Consider the following 16177-nt stretch of genomic DNA (forward strand, 5'->3'; position numbering starts at 1 on the left):
CCCACCATTATATTTCCCTATCGGAAATAATTGTTTACAGTGTAAGCCATTGTGAACATTTTGCGGTATTGTTGGAGAAAAAGCGTGACAGGTTCCACCGCGATTGACGTACGCCAGCTGATTAACCAGCGCCCTCTTGGGGCTTACCAGAAACTGATCGTTTTCCTTTGTTTTTGTATTATTGCGCTTGATGGCATGGACATTGCCATTATGGGCTTTATCGCCCCCTCGCTGAAAGCTGCGTGGGGAATTGGCAATGCAGAACTGGCCGTGGTTATCAGCGCGGCGTTGATTGGCCTGGCGGTCGGCGCCATGGTGTCCGGACCGCTGGCAGACTGGCGCGGACGTAAAACCATCATTATTGCCAGTGTATTCCTGTTTGGCCTGTGGACGTTGTTAACCGCATTTTCCCAAAATCTGCAACACATGGTCATTTTTCGCTTTCTGACCGGGTTAGGTTTGGGAGCGGCGATGCCGAATGTCGGCACACTGGTATCGGAGTTTGCACCGGAGAAAAAACGTTCCTTCATCATCACCGTGGTCTTCTGCGGCTTCAGTTTCGGCGCTGCCAGCGGCGGGTTTGCCGCCTCCTGGATGATTCCTCAGTGGGGCTGGCATTCGGTATTGCTGATGGGCGGTATTCTGCCGCTTCTGCTGGTGCCGTTCCTGTTGCTAAAGCTGCCTGAATCAGTGCGCTTTTTGGTTAGCAAGCGGGCGGATTCGCGTCAAATACACCCGATCGTAGACAAGATAGCCCCCGGCGTGACCCAGGCGGATAGCTTGTTCGCCATGCCGGTGGCCGAAAAACCGCCTGCTTTCGCCGTTCGGCTGGTGTTATCCCGCTCTTATCGATTCGGCAGTATTATGCTGTGGGGCGGTTATTTCTTTGGTCTGTTTATGGTGTATCTGCTGGGGAGCTGGCTACCGACCGTTATCAAGGAAGCGGGGATGAGCGTAACGGAAGCCACCATCATCACGGCCCTGTATCAGGCCGGCGGTACTTTCGGTTCGCTATTTGCCGGCTGGTTGATGGATAAGGTTAATCCGCATTTGGCGCTTGGCGTGATTTATGCCGCCGGCGGTGCCGCCACCGCGATGATTGGCGTTACCCATGCTCATTTCGTGCTCCTGGCCATAGTGGCATTCAGCAGCGGTTTTTGCCTTAACGGCGCGAATACCGGCATGAATGCGCTGTCTGCCCGTTATTATCCGACGGAAGCACGCGCCACCGGCTCAGGCTGGATGCACGGTATTGGCCGGCTGGGGGCGATCATGAGCGCTTTTGCGGGCGCACAGGTCGTCAGTATGGGATGGGGATTGAGCGTGATGTTCACGATTCTTGCCATTCCCGCACTACTGACATCGCTGATGATCTTGGCTAAAGGCCAATTTGGTTACAGCCGACCGGCCATCGCAGAACCGAGTTACTGATGCGTTAACGCCCGGTCATCCGGGCGCTTTGTTCTTAGAGAAGCCGAGCGTTATCGGCTACGTTTGGCATGTCGCTCACGGTTGTCCTGCCGGGCCTGTTCTGATTTTCTCAATGACACATAGCAGGCTCCGGTCCCACCATGAAATGGTTGAGCGGCACAGAACGCTTGTACCGCATCAAACTGCGGTAACCAGCGAAACAGGTAGTTTCTTATCACATTGGCATGTGATTTATCATGGCGGCCTTTGCCATGAATGATCAGCAAGTTACGTAGGTTATCCTGTTGTGCCCGCAACATGAACGCGAACAGATTCTGTCGACAGGTTTCGATCGGCTGACGCAACAAATTCAGGCTGGCATCCAGCGAATATTTTCCCTGACGCAGTTTATCCACCACGCCCTGCTGGATACCTTCTCTGCGAAACTCCAGCGGGGTATCACACGAAAAGAGATCAAGAAAGCCGGTAATCAGGAAATTATCCGGCTCCGGTTCCTGTACACGATGGGGAGTCGTACCCGGTAAGGCGGGTTTTAGGTGAGTGACGGTTGAGGACGGTTTCAGCGGTTTGACATCGTCCATGGCGGTCAGGAATAGGGCTTTTTCGTCAGGAGTCATCGTGTCACTCGCAATTATCTACTTACTACATCTCTACTATACCCAGAGCGTTATCAAATATCACCCCGCTGGGCGGGCAAGAAACGCGGTGAGTTTCCTCACCGCGTTGCGGTTTATCCCGGTCAGAAAATGTTGAGGATGATTCCGGCCGTCAGGCTGCTCTGACGATGTAGTTAAAGGCGATATTGCGGGGGCGGGTAGATCCATACCCAAACTGCCAACCATTTGAATCCAAATCTTGTGCACCCACCGTCTCCACATTTATAGCGGCACGTAGCATGGCATAATCGCTTTTGTTGACAATATCAAACCCCATAGATTTGTATGTATTGGCACTATCGTTGTTTGCATGTATCAACGCCCCCACATTTACTGAACTCAAATTGGGATCTGAAATAGTCAGAGTTCCTTTTTGCCAACTTAGCAATTCACGGGCAACATCCACCCCTCGGCCATCATCCCAGCCGCGAATAAATTCACCGCGCAGATCCGGCAGCACGCCGCCGGGGTAGACCTGCGCCAGTTTTGGGAAGGCGTTTTTGTCGAACGCCTGACCGTTGCATTTCAGCCAGCCGGCGGGCGGTGTGGCTTGCGGCCAGGGCAGCGGGATACCGACGATATCGGCGATTTTCAGCGTGTCGCTTAAACCCAGGTTTGCGAGAAAACAAGAGGATAAATACAATCAGCCTTTTCAGGAGGTTACGTTATGCTTATTGGCTATGCCCGGGTATCGACCAGCGATCAAAATACCGAATTACAGAAAAACGCGCTGGTCAGCGCAAATTGTGAACTGATTTTCGAAGATCACGCCAGCGGCAAAAACGCCAGGCGTCCAGGGCTTAAACGCGCATTGCGTAAACTCAAACGCGGCGACACGCTGATCGTCTGGAAACTGGATAGACTGGGCCGCAGCGTACGCGATTTGATTACCATGGTGTCGGACTTACAAGGCCGCGGCATTCACTTTCGTAGCCTGACCGATGCGATTGATACGTCAACGCCTGCCGGCCGCTTCTTTTTTCATGTGATGAGTGCGCTGGCGGAAATGGAACGTGAACTGATCATCGAACGTACCCGTGCGGGGCTGGCGGCGGCCAGAGCCGCCGGCCGCATTGGCGGGCGCCGGCGCCTTATGACCCCCGATGCGGTTGACCAGGCAAAAACATTACTGAATAACGGCGCCACCCGCTGGCAAATCGCCAATATTATCGGCGTGTCGGAAAAAACCGTTTATAAATATTTACCCGCCACACAAAAAACAGTTGTTAGTGAATTATTATAATATAAAAAATATGAAGGATGATGATTAATATTATACCCCAAATAATTCGAGTTGCAGGAAGGCGGCAAGAGAGAGAATCCCGATGAACTTACTCAGGTAAGTGATTCGGGTGAACGAACGCAGCCAACACACCTGCAACTTGAAGTATGACGGGTATAAAATGATAAAGCCATCATCGGCTTTATCATTCTTCACACAACACGGTGGGAATGCGTAGCCGGTGTTTTCATCAAATAATAAATGGCGCGATATAACGCGCGTTAATAAATTAACATTGAGAAAAAACACATGGAAAAAAACAATTCCCCCTGTTCACTTGACCTGATTCTGGGCAAGGAGAACCTGTATAAAAATAGCCCAATTAATATCGGCAGTATTTCGCTTGGATGTGCTAAGTGCCAGGATACCCCTGCAACCACATCTACCACGACCGATGGGTTGAAAGATTTGATCGGTATCCCGCAACCCTGGCCACTGGCAGAAGCACCGGAAGGCTGGCTGAAATGTAATGGCCAGACATTTGATACCGCAAAATATCCGCAGTTGGCAAAATTATATCCTGCCGGCACCTTGCCGGACCTGCGCGGCGAATTTATTCGCGGCTGGGACGATGGGCGTGGGGTAGATGCAAAACGAGAAATTGGTTCCGCTCAATTGGGAACACATATCACTGGCGATAACGGCTTATATCCTGCTGTACATGGTATAGGTAAAATAGCAGAGTGTTATGTAGATAGCCCCGATGCGACTCCTCGTTCATTATACTGGATTGCCGCACCGAATAATGAACTCCAAACAGGGCCAACATTTTGGGGTGCCACCCGCCCACGCAATATCGCTTTCAGTTATATCGTTAAGGCAGGTTAATCATGACAACACAAAATGAAAATACGATTCAGCTGAATGAACAGGGGCTGAGTATCAGCAGTGGATATATTCAGGTCTATCATATTGACCCACAAACGCGGGAATATATCGGCAGCACCCGGGAATATTTGATGGAAGGCGTGGGTATTCCGGCACACAGTTTCATCGATACGCCGCCGAGCCTTCAAGCCGGCCAGACTGTCGTACGCAGTGAGGACGGTTTAAGCTGGGAAAGTATTGTCGATTATCGTGGGCAGACGGCCTACGATAAACAAACACGGCAGCCTACTCAGGTCACGCAGCCGGGCGCCCTGCCCGATGCCCTGACGCTGTTACCGCCGAAAAACGACTATGATGTCTGGCAAGACGATGGCTGGGTAACGGATGAAAAGGCGCAGCAAGCCGCGCAATTTAGCGTAGCACAACAGCAGCTGGCCAGTACCATCGCCCAGGCTGAGAAACGTTTAACCGTATTGCAGTATGCCGTTGAACTGAATATGGCGAACGAGCAGGAAACTCAGGCGCTGAAAGACTGGAAAACCTATCTGGTGCTGTTAAATCGGGTGGATGTCTCTACCGCCCCCGCCATCGACTGGCCTGCCATGCCGGCCTGATCCATTTGCTTGATTTGCGCATCCTGTTGCGCCGACACGACAGATGCCGTTGTTAAATCAACGGCATCTTTTTATTTCATCAATTCATTGTTTTTATTTAAAAATACCAGGAATAACGCCTTCCCCTGTTGTGCCATCCCATACCAAACCCCATTCGAATGCCTTCTGTTTTGCAACAAGGCACTATTACTCGCACCCCACAACAGGAGACATTCTTGATGAGTGATTTTCATCACGGTACGCAGGTCGTCGAAATCAACGACGGTACCCGCGTCATTTCAACTGTATCAACCGCGATCGTCGGTATGGTCTGTACCGGACCGGATGCTGACGCCGCCACTTTTCCACTGAATACACCGGTACTGATTACCGATGTGCTGACCGCCGCAGGCAAAGCCGGTAAAACCGGGACTCTGGCTGCCGCGTTGCAGGCCATCGGCGACCAGACCAAGCCGGTTACGGTAGTCGTTCGCGTAGCTGAAGGCGCCAACGAGGCTGAAACGGTGTCCAACATCATCGGCGGTGCCGATGCCAACGGTAAATACACCGGCATGAAAGCCCTGCTGGATGCTCAGGCCGTCACTGGCGTGAAGCCGCGTATTCTCGGCGTTCCGGGGCTGGATTCCCAGCCTGTCGCCACCGCGCTGGCCGCAATCTGTCAGTCACTGCGCGCCTTCGGTTACGTGAGCGCTTATGGCTGTAAAACCCTGTCCGATGCCATCAAATACCGCGGTAACTTTAGCCAGCGCGAACTGATGGTGATTTGGCCGGACTTTATCGCCTGGAACACCGCGACCAACGCCAGCGCCACGGCCTATGCCACCGCGCGTGCACTGGGTCTGCGCGCCAAGATCGACCAGGAAACCGGCTGGCACAAAACCCTGTCCAACGTCGGCGTCAACGGCGTGACCGGTATCTCCGCCAGCGTCTACTGGGACCTGCAGACCATCGGCAGCGATGCCGACCTGCTGAACGAAGCCGGCGTGACCACGCTGGTGCGTAAAGACGGTTTCCGTTTCTGGGGTAACCGTACCTGTTCCGATGATCCGTTGTTCCTGTTCGAAAACTATACCCGCACAGCGCAGGTACTGGCCGACACCATGGCTGAAGCGCACATGTGGGCGGTCGACAAACCGGTAACCGCCACCCTGATCCGCGACATCATCGAAGGTATCAAGGCAAAATTCCGCGAGCTGAAATCCAACGGCTACATCATCGACGCCGACTGCTGGTTCGATGAAAGCGCCAACGATAAAGAAACGCTGAAGGCCGGCAAGCTGTACATCGACTACGAGTACACCCCGGTACCGCCACTGGAAAACCTCACGCTGCGTCAGCGTATCACCGACAAGTATCTGGTGAACCTGGCTGCATCCGTTAACAGCTAAGGAGCGACTGACTCATGGCACTGCCACGTAAACTTAAATATCTCAACCTGTTCAACGACGGTATGAGCTACATGGGCCAGGTGCACTCCGTCACCCTGCCGAAACTGACCCGCAAACTGGAAAATTACCGCGGCGGCGGTATGCAAGGTTCGGCGCCGGTGGATTTCGGTTTGGACAACGACGCCCTGGTAATGGAATGGAACATGGGCGGCCTGCCGGACAGCGCCTTCTGGAGCCAGTACGCCCTGCCGGGCGCCGATGCGGTTCCGTTGCGTTTCGCCGGTTCTTACCAGCGTGACGACACCGGTGACATCACCGCCGTCGAAATCGTACTGCGCGGCCGCCACAAGTCGATTGACAGCGGCGAATCCAAGCAAGGCGAAGAAACCGATGTCCGTGTTTCCACCCAGTGTACCTACTACAAACTGATCATTGACGGCGTCGATATGATTGAAATCGACACCATCAACATGATCGAAAAAGTTAACGGCGTTGACCGTCTGGAACAGCACCGCCGCAATATCGGTCTGTAATGACCGCTTCATGGCCAGCTACGGCTGGCCATTCTTATTGATAAAACGGGAGTCTTTATTATGACGGCTGAAAACACTGCACAACACCACGTGATTACCCTGAACGCCCCGATTAAACGCGGTGAAACCGTGATCGACGCAATTACGCTACTGACGCCAACGGCAGGCACCCTGCGCGGCATCGGACTGGCGGCACTGGCCAGCGCCGACGTGGAAGCGTTGATCAAACTACTGCCGCGCATCACCTACCCGGCCTTGACCGAAGCGGACGTGATGGGGCTGGAGCTGCCGGACCTGCTGGAATTCGCCGGTAAGGTGATCGGTTTTTTATCACCGGGCTCGGTACGCTAACGCCCCCACCGAGCCTCACGGTTGACGACCTGATGGCGGATATTGCGGTGGTGTTCCACTGGCCGCCATCAGAACTTTTCCCCATGAGCCTGGCAGAGTTGATTAACTGGCGTGGCCGGGCGCTACAACGAAGTGGACAAGACTATGCCTAAGCAAAAGACTATGCCTAAGCAAAAGACGATGCCTAAGCCATCAACTTCCCCAGGTTCGGGGGCTGCAGCAACACAGCGCAACAATGCTCAGGACAACAGCATTTTCTCACCGCTTCGAGACAATGTGTATCTGAATAAAATCAACAGTGTATTGCTGGATTTCTTGAGCAAAGCCGGTCAACTCGCCAACAGTGGCACATCAACCGTTGCCAGTGCGCAGAAAAGCACCCGATCTGGCGGCAAAAAAGGCGGCAGGACTTCTGCCGCCGCACAGCTGGGGATGTTGGGTAATCTCGCCAGGCGGTTCGATGCCATCACCGCTGCGCTGAACCCAACGTATGCTGCATTGAAAAATGCCCATCATTTGTCACAAACCGACAGTAGCGGCCTCTCTCGCTCAGGTCAAAACCCGAGCGCGGGCGTGACGCAATCGCTTATTGCCCAGGCCAGTGACGGTGTCAACAGCATCTATTTATCCGCCGCTGCCGCCATGCAGGCCCAACAACATATCGCCGGTTTGGTCCCTTCTGCCAGACTGGCTTCCGCCTCTCTGCCAGGCAATGTCACGTCATTGCTGAATGCGCAAAAAAATCTCAATCTGCCGACCAACCTACTGCCACAGATTGGCACGGGCGCAACATCGCAGAGCGGCGCCGAAGGACTGAGTGCCCTCTTCGGTACCGCCCAGGAGTCATTCGTCGGTACGGAAGAAACCAGCATGATGATATCCGCCTTAAGCAATGCGGATCTGGATGACGGTGATGGCGGTTCAGCGTTTCAGGGCGGGTTTGATAATCTGCAGGCGCTGTCAGGATCCGCGATGCAATTGCTCAACCAGCCGGGTCTGATGAACCAAAGCAACGTGGAAAACCACGCCAGTTTGCAGTCCGACATGACGAACGGCCATTACAACGCACTCTCGCCAAATTCATCACAACGTTATTTTGACCAGCGCGTGGTCAATAACATCACGATTACCGTACCCGAAAACAGTAACCTCGACGTGATTAAGCAATACATCGAAGAGGCACTGAGAAAATACAGCCCGAATAGTAGCGCCTATTCCTACAACTCGATGACCTCTAACCTTATTTCATGAGGATAATATGATGATGCTTGCACTGGGTTTATTTGTCTTTCAACTGCAAACACTGCCGTACAGTACCCTCAGTCGTAATGTTAATTATCGCTGGGCTAGCAACGGCCGTATCGGCCTGCGCCCTGCGCAACAGTTTTTGGGGCAAGGTAACGAAACCATTAGTCTTAATGGCGTGCTGTGCCCTGAAATTAACGGCAAGTTCAGCAAACTCTCGTTGTCGGCGCTGGAACTGATGGCCGGGACAGGACGTGCCTGGCCGCTGATCGAGGGCAGCGGCACCATTTACGGCATGTATGTCGTTGAAAGTTTGCAGCACACCAATACGGAATTCTTCTCCGACGGCAGCGCTAAACGTATCGAATTCTCGATTAACCTGACGCGTGTCGATGAATCGCTGATAGCCATGTTTGGCGACCTCAGCCAACAGGCTACCGATTTGTACAACCAGCAAATTACACCGGCCATCGCATCCGCCAAAGCCGCCATCGGAGGTGTCTTCTCGTGATAGTAAATAACCGCATTGGTATTGCCGACCAGCTTGCGCCGGACTATCAGATAACGCTGACGGATTCATCAGGTAATACCCAGACGACCCGCAACCTCAGCCAGCGGCTCATTTCGCTGTCACTGCACGATGTCATGGGGTTCGAATCCGACCAACTATCGCTGGATATCGATGACAGCGACGGCAAAGTGCTGATGCCCAAACGCGGAGAGAAAATCAGCGTTAAAATCGGCTGGAAGGGTAAAGCGCTGGAGGACAAAGGCACCTTTGTGGTTGACCAGGTCAGTCACAGCGGGGCACCGGACAGAATTACCCTCAGCGCCCGTAGCGTTAACTTTCGCGGCGACCTCAACACGCCACGTGATGGTTCCTATAATGCGACCACGCTGGGCGATATCGCCCGGACGATTGCAGAACGCTACGGCCTGCTGGCATCAATCGAAACATCGTTGGTTAATACACCGATTGTGCACGAAAACCAATCCAAAGAGTCCGATTTGTCATTTCTCTGCCGTCTGGCCAGAAAATACAGCGGCACAGTGGCGATAAAAAACGACACATTGCGACTCTTTGTCGCAGGCAGCGGTACGGCGGCAGATGGCAAAAATGTCGCGACGTATCTGATCGAACGCAGCGACGGCGACTCTCACAGTTTTACGATTGCCGATCGCATCGCTAATACCTCAATCACCGCCAACTGGCATGATAGCGGCGACACAAAAACACATACTGTGAAGATTAGCCGTCAACGTAAAACGCAGGCGAAGACGTCAACGTCGCACCCCAGCGCCAAATCGGCTACCCAGCCGTCCGATCTGTCGACTGACGATTATCTGGCCGGTGAAGAAGACAGCCAGCAAACGCTACAAACCACCTACTCCAGCCAGGATGAAGCCACGCAGGCAGCGGTGAGTAAATGGCGTGAAACCCAGCGCGGCACGGTGACGTTCTCGATTTCGCTGGCACGGGGCATGGAGAACCTGAAGCCTGGCGCACTGGTGAGTCTGAAAGGGTTCAAGCAAGTGATAGACGATCGTCAGTGGACTATCAAGCGCCTGACTCACACTATCGCCGGTAGTGGTTTTACCACGGCGATTGAGCTGGAAGTGTCGATGCTGGATGTCGCTTACGACGTTAGTTACGGCGTTGTTGATAACGCCACGGCGCAATAAACCACTTTTCGAATTCTAATTTGCAAATTCGAATTCAATGCAGTACCATATGTGTAAGATGTTTAACTAACCCGTACACATAAGGTGATTTCAACATGATGCATTGTCCTTTGTGCCGTCATTCCGCTCATGCCCGTTCCAGCCGCTACCTGTCTGAAAATACCAAGGAGCGTTACCACCAGTGCACCAACGTCAACTGTGGTCACACTTTTGTCACGATGGAGGCGATAACCCGCTCCATCATGGTGCCAGGCAAGACTGAACCGGTCGACGGCGAACGTAAATAAATCAGTTATACCCAAAATAATTCGAGTTGCAGGAAGGCGGCAAGAGAGAGAATCCCGATGAACTTACCCAGGTAAGTGATTCGGGTGAACGAACGCAGCCAACACACCTGCAACTTGAAGTATGACGGGTATATTCCGCTCTCCCTCCGTGTTTCCTTACTTTTCTGACCGTCTTTCCCCGCCTCCCGGCGGGGTTTTTTATATATTGGATACACAAAAAGTGTTTTCCATGACGAATCCATGCGCCATAGAAAAAACGTATTATTGACGCTGACTGCCGCCGACTCTTAGTATCTCTCTGCTTTTACTGATTTTCAGTCACTTGCTGCGATGATACCGGCCAACAGGTCCAGCAACGCCGCAAGGGATGAATCCTGCCGTGACGATGGTGCCCTTCCCTCCTTTCACCATCAAAAATCAGACGCTAACACCGCTTTGAATAACACGAGAGCAGGAAAGGCGTTATGGGACTGAGCCCATGGTTTCCTGTTCCTCAGCAGGGAGAACACACATGACGGAAACGACCCGAGCTTATCGCGCCAGTTTGTTACATTTTATCGCCGACCCGCTGTATGACCCGCAGGCCGCTCGTTTTATCGACGATGGTCTGTTGTTGGTGCGTGACGGGCGCATTCTGGATGCGGTGCCGTACGACGCCCTCACCGAAACGGATCGCCGGGCGATGACCGTGATTGACTACCGCGGCCGCTTGTTGATGCCGGGATTTATCGATACGCATATCCATTTTCCCCAGACGGAGATGATCGCCTGTTACGGCGAGCAGCTACTGTCCTGGCTCGATACCTACACCTTTCCCACCGAGCGCAAGTTCGCCGATGAAGATTACGCCCGGCAGCGCGCGACATTTTTCATTCAGGAACTGCTGCGTCACGGCACCACCAGCGCGCTGGTGTTTGCCACAGTACATCCACAATCGGTTGATGCGCTGTTCAGCGCCGCTGAAGATAAAAACATGTGTCTTATCGCCGGCAAAGTGATGATGGATAGACATGCGCCGGACGATCTGTGCGATACCGCGCAGCAAAGTTATGACGAGAGCAAAGCACTGATTGAAAAATGGCATCGCCGCGGGCGGTTGCGTTATGCCGTCACGCCACGCTTTGCCCCGACTTCCACCCCAGCGCAACTGGCGTTGGCCGGCCGGCTATTGCGGGAATATCCAGACGTCTATTTGCATACTCACCTGTGCGAAAACCCGGATGAAATCGCCTGGGTTAAATCGCTGTTTCCCGAACGGCGACATTATCTCGATGTTTACCACCACCACGGGCTGACCGGACGCCGTTCCGTGTTTGCCCACGCGATTCATCTGCAGCCGGATGAGATCCATACGCTGGCGCACAGTCACTCCGCCGTGGCGTTTTGCCCCAGCTCCAATCTGTTTCTGGGCAGCGGTCTGTTCCGGCTGCACCCACTAAAAGCCGCCGGCATCCGTATCGGGATGGGAACGGATGTCGGTGCCGGCACCAGCCTGTCATTGCTGCAAACCCTCAGCGACGGCTATAAAGTGCAGCAATTGCAGGGAGAAAAACTGTCTGCTCGCGAAGGGTTGTATCAGGCGACGCTGGGTGCCGCCGCCGCCCTGTCGCTGGATGACCAACTGGGTAATTTTCTGCCGGGCAAAACGGCCGACTTCGTCGTACTCGACTGGGCCGCCACCCCACTACAGCAATTGCGCCAGCAACAATCCACCTCGCTGGACTCACGGCTGTTCGCGCTGATGATGCAAGGCGACGACAGAAACATCAGCGCGACTTATGTTCACGGTGAATGCGTCTATCAGCGGGCGCAATAAACCGCCGAGCGGTCTGTGATAAAACGGACCGGATTTCACTCCATAGGGTGACACATCGCACATTTCACTAAAAAAAGTCATGTTGCGGTGTGCCCCCTACCGATAACTATTCTTGAATCATACCGGAAAAGCGTTCAGGCCAATTGTGGGATGGCGATATCCGCTGAGTTCCGCTTTGTGCGGCGCTAACAGCCATTATTACCCGGCACCATAAGGTTTCGTCATGACGTCCCCATGTCATCGTTGTAGCGAAGAGCAACAAGATATCTTCTCGCGTATGCTGAATATTTTCGACACTCAGCCCGCCGAAGAGCTCCCGCGTCTGGCGCGCATCACCCGTACTTTTTTTCAGGTGCAAAGCGTGGTGATCTCCCTGGTCAACAGCGAGCGTCAATGGTTTTTGTCAAAAGACAATTTTCCCCGTCAGGAGCCGTCCATCGAGTTTTCCTTCTGCGCCCATACGGTAAGCGCCAACGCGCCGCTGATCGTTACGGATACGCTGCTGGATGCCCGCTTCGCCGCCAATCCGCAGGTCACCAGCGACGACCCCATTCGTTTCCACGCCAGTTATCCATTGTGCTCTTCGCGGGGTACGCCGATTGGCGCGCTGTGTCTTTACCATAACCATCCGCGCACATTCAGCGACGATGAGCTACAGCAGTTGAGCGATTTGGCGTGTATCGTGCAAACCGTGCTGCATAAAGTGGAAATGCAGGCACGTGAAGCGATAGCGCAGGAACGGTTGCATCAATCGGATTACATCAGTCAGCAAATATTTTTTCGCGCCGCCATCGGCCTGGCACTGATCGCACCGGACAAACGGCCACTAAAATTCAATCACGCACTGTGCGACATGCTCGGTTACGACGAGGAAACCCTGCTGGCTCTCCCTGTGGAAAACGTCGTGCACCCGGACGATTTGCCGGGCTTAATCAGCACCCATGCACAACTGATGGAGAGCGACATGCGGGAATGCACACAACAACGGCGCTATATTCGCGCAGACGGTAGCGAACTGTGGGCCCAGGTCTCGATTTCGGTGCTCTACAACCCGGACGGCAGCAAGTTCGGCCTGCTGCTGGCGCTGACCGACCTGAGCGACCAGAAAGCCTCTGAGCGGGCATTACGCAGCCTGAGCCATGAGTTGGAAAGCCGGGTGGAACAACGCACCGCTGAATTGCGCCAGAGTCATCAATTTATTCAGGATATTACCGATCATATTCCGGCCATAATTTCCTGCATCAGCCCGGATAACGTGTTGGTCTTCGCCAATCGCCACCTGCGCAAACTCATCGGCCATGAACATGACTCCCTCTACCAACGCGATATTCACGATATCCTTCGCCCACAGGAGGTGGAGCTGTTTTTGCCGCGGCTGGAAGAGTTACGCCAGAAACAGCAGCCGACTTCCTTTGAGCACGTGATGGATATGCCCGACGGCCAGATAGTGACTTTTCATACTGAAATGGTGCCGGCTGAACCGCCGGAACTCGGCACCTATATACTCTCTACCGATATTACCCACCTCACGGTATTGCGCGACCAATTGGCATTCGAAGCCAACCACGACCATCTCACCGGCCTGCCCAACCGGCGAGCGGTCATCAGCTATTTGAACCGTCTGGCAGGTAAAAAGCGACGCGGCGCACTGGCATTGTTATTTTTCGATATCAACAATTTCAAATACTACAACGACCAGTTCGGCCATGATTTTGGCGATCGGGTTATCAAAACGTTTGCACGCCTGCTGCGCCAGAATACCCGATCTTATGATTTCATCGGTCGTCTGGCGGGCGATGAGTTTCTGATGGTCATCCATGAGCAGAATAATCTGAACAGCGAAATTCGCGCGATTACTCAAAAGCTGAAGGCGAAGATCGAAAAACCGGTCACTATTCGCCGCCAGACGATTACGTTATCCGCCAGTGTAGGGCGCGCGATCCTGCCGCAGGGCGCTGCGCTTAACGCCAATGAATTGATCCGTCAGGCAGATACCGCCATGTATCAGGCCAAACGCCGGTTTATTTCACCGCCCTGATATCAGCCGGATAAATAGGCTTTACCTTGCCATAACGAGCACACCGATTTGCCAAAATTCGAATAACGAAAAACTATAGAGATAATCTCATCTGGTGAATCATCCCGTTTATTTTATCCAAACAGCCAATTTGCCTGGCACCTCTGTCATAAGTATTTCCTGTGATGAAAATCACGTTTTTTTTAAAGTTCTCACTTTTGATTGCCGATGGCTTTTTTACCGACGTCATTATTCAATCATCGAGAGCGTGCTATGTTCAGAAATATAAAAATTGTCACCGGGCTATTTTCATTACTGCTGGCTTTAAGCGTGCTGCAACTGGTTAGTTACGGTTTTTTCTTTGGCGCCATGAAGAGTGATCGTAATAACTTCGTGGTCGCACAAACGTTGCGTAAACAAAGCGGCGAGCTCAACGCGGCATGGATTGCTCTGATTCAGACGCGCAATACCATGAATCGCGCAATCGCTCGCATGATCATGGAAACCAACAATATTCCCAGCGCAGGAAAATCGGCTGATCTGATTGATGTCGCTAACCAGTCGCTGGCTCAGGCGGACCAGCATTTCGCCGCTTACAAACAGATTCCCCTTCTGTCGGTACAAGACGCGGCACTGGCTAAAGACATCAACGATAATTATCTGGCGTTACGTCGTATATTGCAGCAAATCGTCGAGCTAATAAAAACCCAAGACGTCAAAACCATTCAGGCCTTGCCGACGCAAAAAGCACAGGACGCGTTTCAGAACACCTTCGATGCTTATTTTCAGCAAAACGATGCCCTGAATGACAATGCAGTGAACGATAGCGGCCAAAATTACTATTACAGTATTATCGTGATCGCGGTTTGCGTACTGATCCTAATGTTCGCTACCAGTAGCGCCTGGGTCTATATTCGTCGAATCCTGTTGCAGCCATTAAATCAGGTGATGGTGCATTTGCACCATATCGCCACCGGCGATCTGACACAGTCACTGACGATTGAGGCGAAAAACGAAATAGGCCAGTTGGCGGAGCGCGTTCGTCACATGCAACACGCATTGATTGATACCGTCGGTAAAGTGCGGATAAGCGCAGACAACATTTATCATCGCGCCAGCGAAATTGCCGGCGGCAACAACGACCTCTCCTCCCGTACCGAGCAGCAGTCCGCCGCGCTGGTGCAAACCGCCGCCAGCATGGAACAATTGACCGCCACGGTAAAACAGAACGCCGACAATGCCCGTCACGCCTCCCAACTGGCGCGGGATGCATCGGACACTGCCCATAAAGGGTTGCAGGTCGTCGACAACGTAGTGAGTACGATGGGGAAAATCAGCGGCAGTTCGCAAAAAATCAGCGACATTACCGGGCTTATCGACAGCATTGCCTTCCAGACGAATATTCTGGCGCTCAACGCCGCGGTCGAAGCGGCGCGTGCCGGCGAGCAGGGCCGCGGCTTTGCGGTAGTGGCCGGCGAAGTCCGCACGCTGGCGCAACGCAGCGCCGATGCGGCCCGTGAAATCAAAGGGCTGATCGAAGATTCCGTCGGCCGGGTACAAGAAGGCTCGGTGCTGGTCGCTTCCGCCGGTGAAACCATGGGCGACCTGGTGAAGGCTGTCACACGGGTGACGGACATCATGGGCGAAATCTCTTCCGCATCGGAAGAACAGAGCCGCGGCATCGATCAGGTCAGTCAGGCGGTAAGTGAAATGGACCGGGTCACGCAACAGAATGCAGTGCTGGTAGAACAATCCGCTAATGCCGCCGTGTCGCTGGAAGAACAGAGCGATCAACTCAACCGTGCCGTATCGCTGTTCCGGTTGCATGGCGCGGCATCGCTCACGACCGAAAAGCACCGTCCTGCCGTCAGCATGACCGCTGAAACACCGCGTCTATCCGTTGGTCATAAGGTGGCTACCGCCGGCGCGTATCAGGAGACGGGCAACTGGGAAACGTTCTGACCGGCCACCCTCTTGCTCATTCTGTTTTTATCGTCCGCCCTGTTAAGGGGCGGACAACCACCGAAGCGGTTCTCTCCCCAAAAT

At 53.4% G+C, this 16177-nt stretch carries 16 protein-coding genes and 1 pseudogene; 15 read left to right on the forward strand and 2 right to left on the reverse strand.

Annotated elements, in window-relative coordinates; genetic code table 11:
• Positions 1-84: 84 nt before the first annotated feature.
• Positions 85-1431: an MFS transporter gene (locus DCH402_RS11740; RefSeq protein WP_040001243.1), complete on the forward strand. Its 1347-nt coding sequence runs from the start codon at positions 85-87 to the stop codon at positions 1429-1431.
• A 50-nt stretch (positions 1432-1481) separates the two neighbouring features.
• On the opposite strand, the gene smrA is transcribed toward DCH402_RS11740, so the two are convergent.
• Both smrA and DCH402_RS11750 read right to left on the reverse strand, forming a co-directional pair.
• Positions 1482-2048 (reverse strand): DNA endonuclease SmrA, encoded by a 567-nt coding sequence (smrA, locus tag DCH402_RS11745; RefSeq protein ID WP_040001244.1) that lies wholly within the window; start codon positions 2046-2048, stop codon positions 1482-1484.
• A gap of 151 nt (positions 2049-2199) precedes the next feature.
• Positions 2200-2718: pseudogene (locus DCH402_RS11750) on the reverse strand (phage tail protein); the annotation flags it as partial.
• 36 nt (positions 2719-2754) lie between these two features.
• Between DCH402_RS11750 and DCH402_RS11755 the strand changes: the two are divergent.
• The 14 genes from DCH402_RS11755 to DCH402_RS11825 all read left to right on the forward strand — a co-directional run bounded on the left by DCH402_RS11755 (position 2755) and on the right by DCH402_RS11825 (position 16093).
• Positions 2755-3330, forward strand: a complete 576-nt coding sequence (locus DCH402_RS11755) for a recombinase family protein (protein WP_040001246.1) — start codon at positions 2755-2757, stop codon at positions 3328-3330.
• A gap of 288 nt (positions 3331-3618) precedes the next feature.
• On the forward strand, positions 3619-4197 hold the full coding sequence (locus DCH402_RS11765) for a phage tail protein (protein WP_040001248.1): 579 nt from the start codon (positions 3619-3621) through the stop codon (positions 4195-4197).
• A 2-nt stretch (positions 4198-4199) separates the two neighbouring features.
• The gene (locus tag DCH402_RS11770; RefSeq protein WP_040001249.1) at positions 4200-4811 is read left to right on the forward strand and encodes a tail fiber assembly protein; all 612 of its coding nucleotides are present in this window, start codon (positions 4200-4202) and stop codon (positions 4809-4811) included.
• 218 nt (positions 4812-5029) lie between these two features.
• On the forward strand, positions 5030-6199 hold the full coding sequence (locus DCH402_RS11775; protein WP_038668429.1) for a phage tail sheath protein: 1170 nt from the start codon (positions 5030-5032) through the stop codon (positions 6197-6199).
• A gap of 14 nt (positions 6200-6213) precedes the next feature.
• Positions 6214-6732, forward strand: a complete 519-nt coding sequence (locus DCH402_RS11780) for a phage major tail tube protein (RefSeq protein WP_013318224.1) — start codon at positions 6214-6216, stop codon at positions 6730-6732.
• A 60-nt stretch (positions 6733-6792) separates the two neighbouring features.
• On the forward strand, positions 6793-7083 hold the full coding sequence (locus tag DCH402_RS11785) for a phage tail assembly protein (protein ID WP_040001250.1): 291 nt from the start codon (positions 6793-6795) through the stop codon (positions 7081-7083).
• Positions 7084-7115: 32 nt separating this feature from the next.
• Positions 7116-7235: a GpE family phage tail protein gene (locus DCH402_RS21390; protein ID WP_012769533.1), complete on the forward strand. Its 120-nt coding sequence runs from the start codon at positions 7116-7118 to the stop codon at positions 7233-7235.
• Positions 7228-8334, forward strand: a complete 1107-nt coding sequence (locus DCH402_RS11790; RefSeq protein ID WP_233276278.1) for a hypothetical protein — start codon at positions 7228-7230, stop codon at positions 8332-8334. The genes DCH402_RS21390 and DCH402_RS11790 overlap by 8 nt, the downstream gene beginning before the upstream one ends.
• A gap of 10 nt (positions 8335-8344) precedes the next feature.
• Positions 8345-8839 carry a phage tail protein gene (locus DCH402_RS11795; RefSeq protein ID WP_038927221.1) on the forward strand — a complete coding sequence of 165 codons (495 nt, stop codon included), beginning with the start codon at positions 8345-8347 and terminating at the stop codon, positions 8837-8839.
• A complete protein-coding gene (locus DCH402_RS11800) occupies positions 8836-10011 on the forward strand; it encodes a contractile injection system protein, VgrG/Pvc8 family (RefSeq protein WP_040001252.1) in 1176 nt (391 codons plus the stop codon). The genes DCH402_RS11795 and DCH402_RS11800 overlap by 4 nt, the downstream gene beginning before the upstream one ends.
• Before the next feature lie 95 nt (positions 10012-10106).
• Positions 10107-10298 carry an ogr/Delta-like zinc finger family protein gene (locus tag DCH402_RS11805; protein ID WP_012769529.1) on the forward strand — a complete coding sequence of 64 codons (192 nt, stop codon included), beginning with the start codon at positions 10107-10109 and terminating at the stop codon, positions 10296-10298.
• A gap of 511 nt (positions 10299-10809) precedes the next feature.
• The gene (gene guaD / locus DCH402_RS11815) at positions 10810-12114 is read left to right on the forward strand and encodes a guanine deaminase (RefSeq protein WP_040001254.1); all 1305 of its coding nucleotides are present in this window, start codon (positions 10810-10812) and stop codon (positions 12112-12114) included.
• 223 nt (positions 12115-12337) lie between these two features.
• Entirely contained in the window at positions 12338-14152 is a 1815-nt protein-coding gene (locus DCH402_RS11820) for a sensor domain-containing diguanylate cyclase (protein ID WP_040001255.1), read from the forward strand.
• Positions 14153-14404: 252 nt separating this feature from the next.
• Complete coding sequence (locus DCH402_RS11825; protein ID WP_040001256.1) at positions 14405-16093, forward strand: methyl-accepting chemotaxis protein; 1689 nt, start codon at positions 14405-14407, stop codon at positions 16091-16093.
• Positions 16094-16177: the final 84 nt, after the last annotated feature.

Source organism: Dickeya chrysanthemi NCPPB 402, from assembly GCF_000406105.1.
Taxonomy (GTDB): Bacteria; Pseudomonadota; Gammaproteobacteria; order Enterobacterales; family Enterobacteriaceae; genus Dickeya; species Dickeya chrysanthemi.

What these genes read in the sequence shown, in the direction of transcription:
- DCH402_RS11805 (WP_012769529.1), top strand. Translation starts at nt 10,107, where the DNA reads ATGATGCATTGTCCTTTGTGCCGTCATTCCGCTCATGCCCGTTCCAGC.
- DCH402_RS11755 (WP_040001246.1), top strand. Translation starts at nt 2,755, where the DNA reads ATGCTTATTGGCTATGCCCGGGTATCGACCAGCGATCAAAATACCGAA.
- DCH402_RS11765 (WP_040001248.1), top strand. Translation starts at nt 3,619, where the DNA reads ATGGAAAAAAACAATTCCCCCTGTTCACTTGACCTGATTCTGGGCAAG.
- DCH402_RS11775 (WP_038668429.1), top strand. Translation starts at nt 5,030, where the DNA reads ATGAGTGATTTTCATCACGGTACGCAGGTCGTCGAAATCAACGACGGT.
- smrA (WP_040001244.1), bottom strand. Translation starts at nt 2,048, where the DNA reads ATGACTCCTGACGAAAAAGCCCTATTCCTGACCGCCATGGACGATGTC.
- DCH402_RS11785 (WP_040001250.1), top strand. Translation starts at nt 6,793, where the DNA reads ATGACGGCTGAAAACACTGCACAACACCACGTGATTACCCTGAACGCC.
- DCH402_RS11790 (WP_233276278.1), top strand. Translation starts at nt 7,228, where the DNA reads ATGCCTAAGCAAAAGACTATGCCTAAGCAAAAGACGATGCCTAAGCCA.
- guaD (WP_040001254.1), top strand. Translation starts at nt 10,810, where the DNA reads ATGACGGAAACGACCCGAGCTTATCGCGCCAGTTTGTTACATTTTATC.
- DCH402_RS11795 (WP_038927221.1), top strand. Translation starts at nt 8,345, where the DNA reads ATGATGCTTGCACTGGGTTTATTTGTCTTTCAACTGCAAACACTGCCG.
- DCH402_RS21390 (WP_012769533.1), top strand. Translation starts at nt 7,116, where the DNA reads ATGGCGGATATTGCGGTGGTGTTCCACTGGCCGCCATCAGAACTTTTC.
- DCH402_RS11780 (WP_013318224.1), top strand. Translation starts at nt 6,214, where the DNA reads ATGGCACTGCCACGTAAACTTAAATATCTCAACCTGTTCAACGACGGT.
- DCH402_RS11820 (WP_040001255.1), top strand. Translation starts at nt 12,338, where the DNA reads ATGACGTCCCCATGTCATCGTTGTAGCGAAGAGCAACAAGATATCTTC.
- DCH402_RS11770 (WP_040001249.1), top strand. Translation starts at nt 4,200, where the DNA reads ATGACAACACAAAATGAAAATACGATTCAGCTGAATGAACAGGGGCTG.
- DCH402_RS11825 (WP_040001256.1), top strand. Translation starts at nt 14,405, where the DNA reads ATGTTCAGAAATATAAAAATTGTCACCGGGCTATTTTCATTACTGCTG.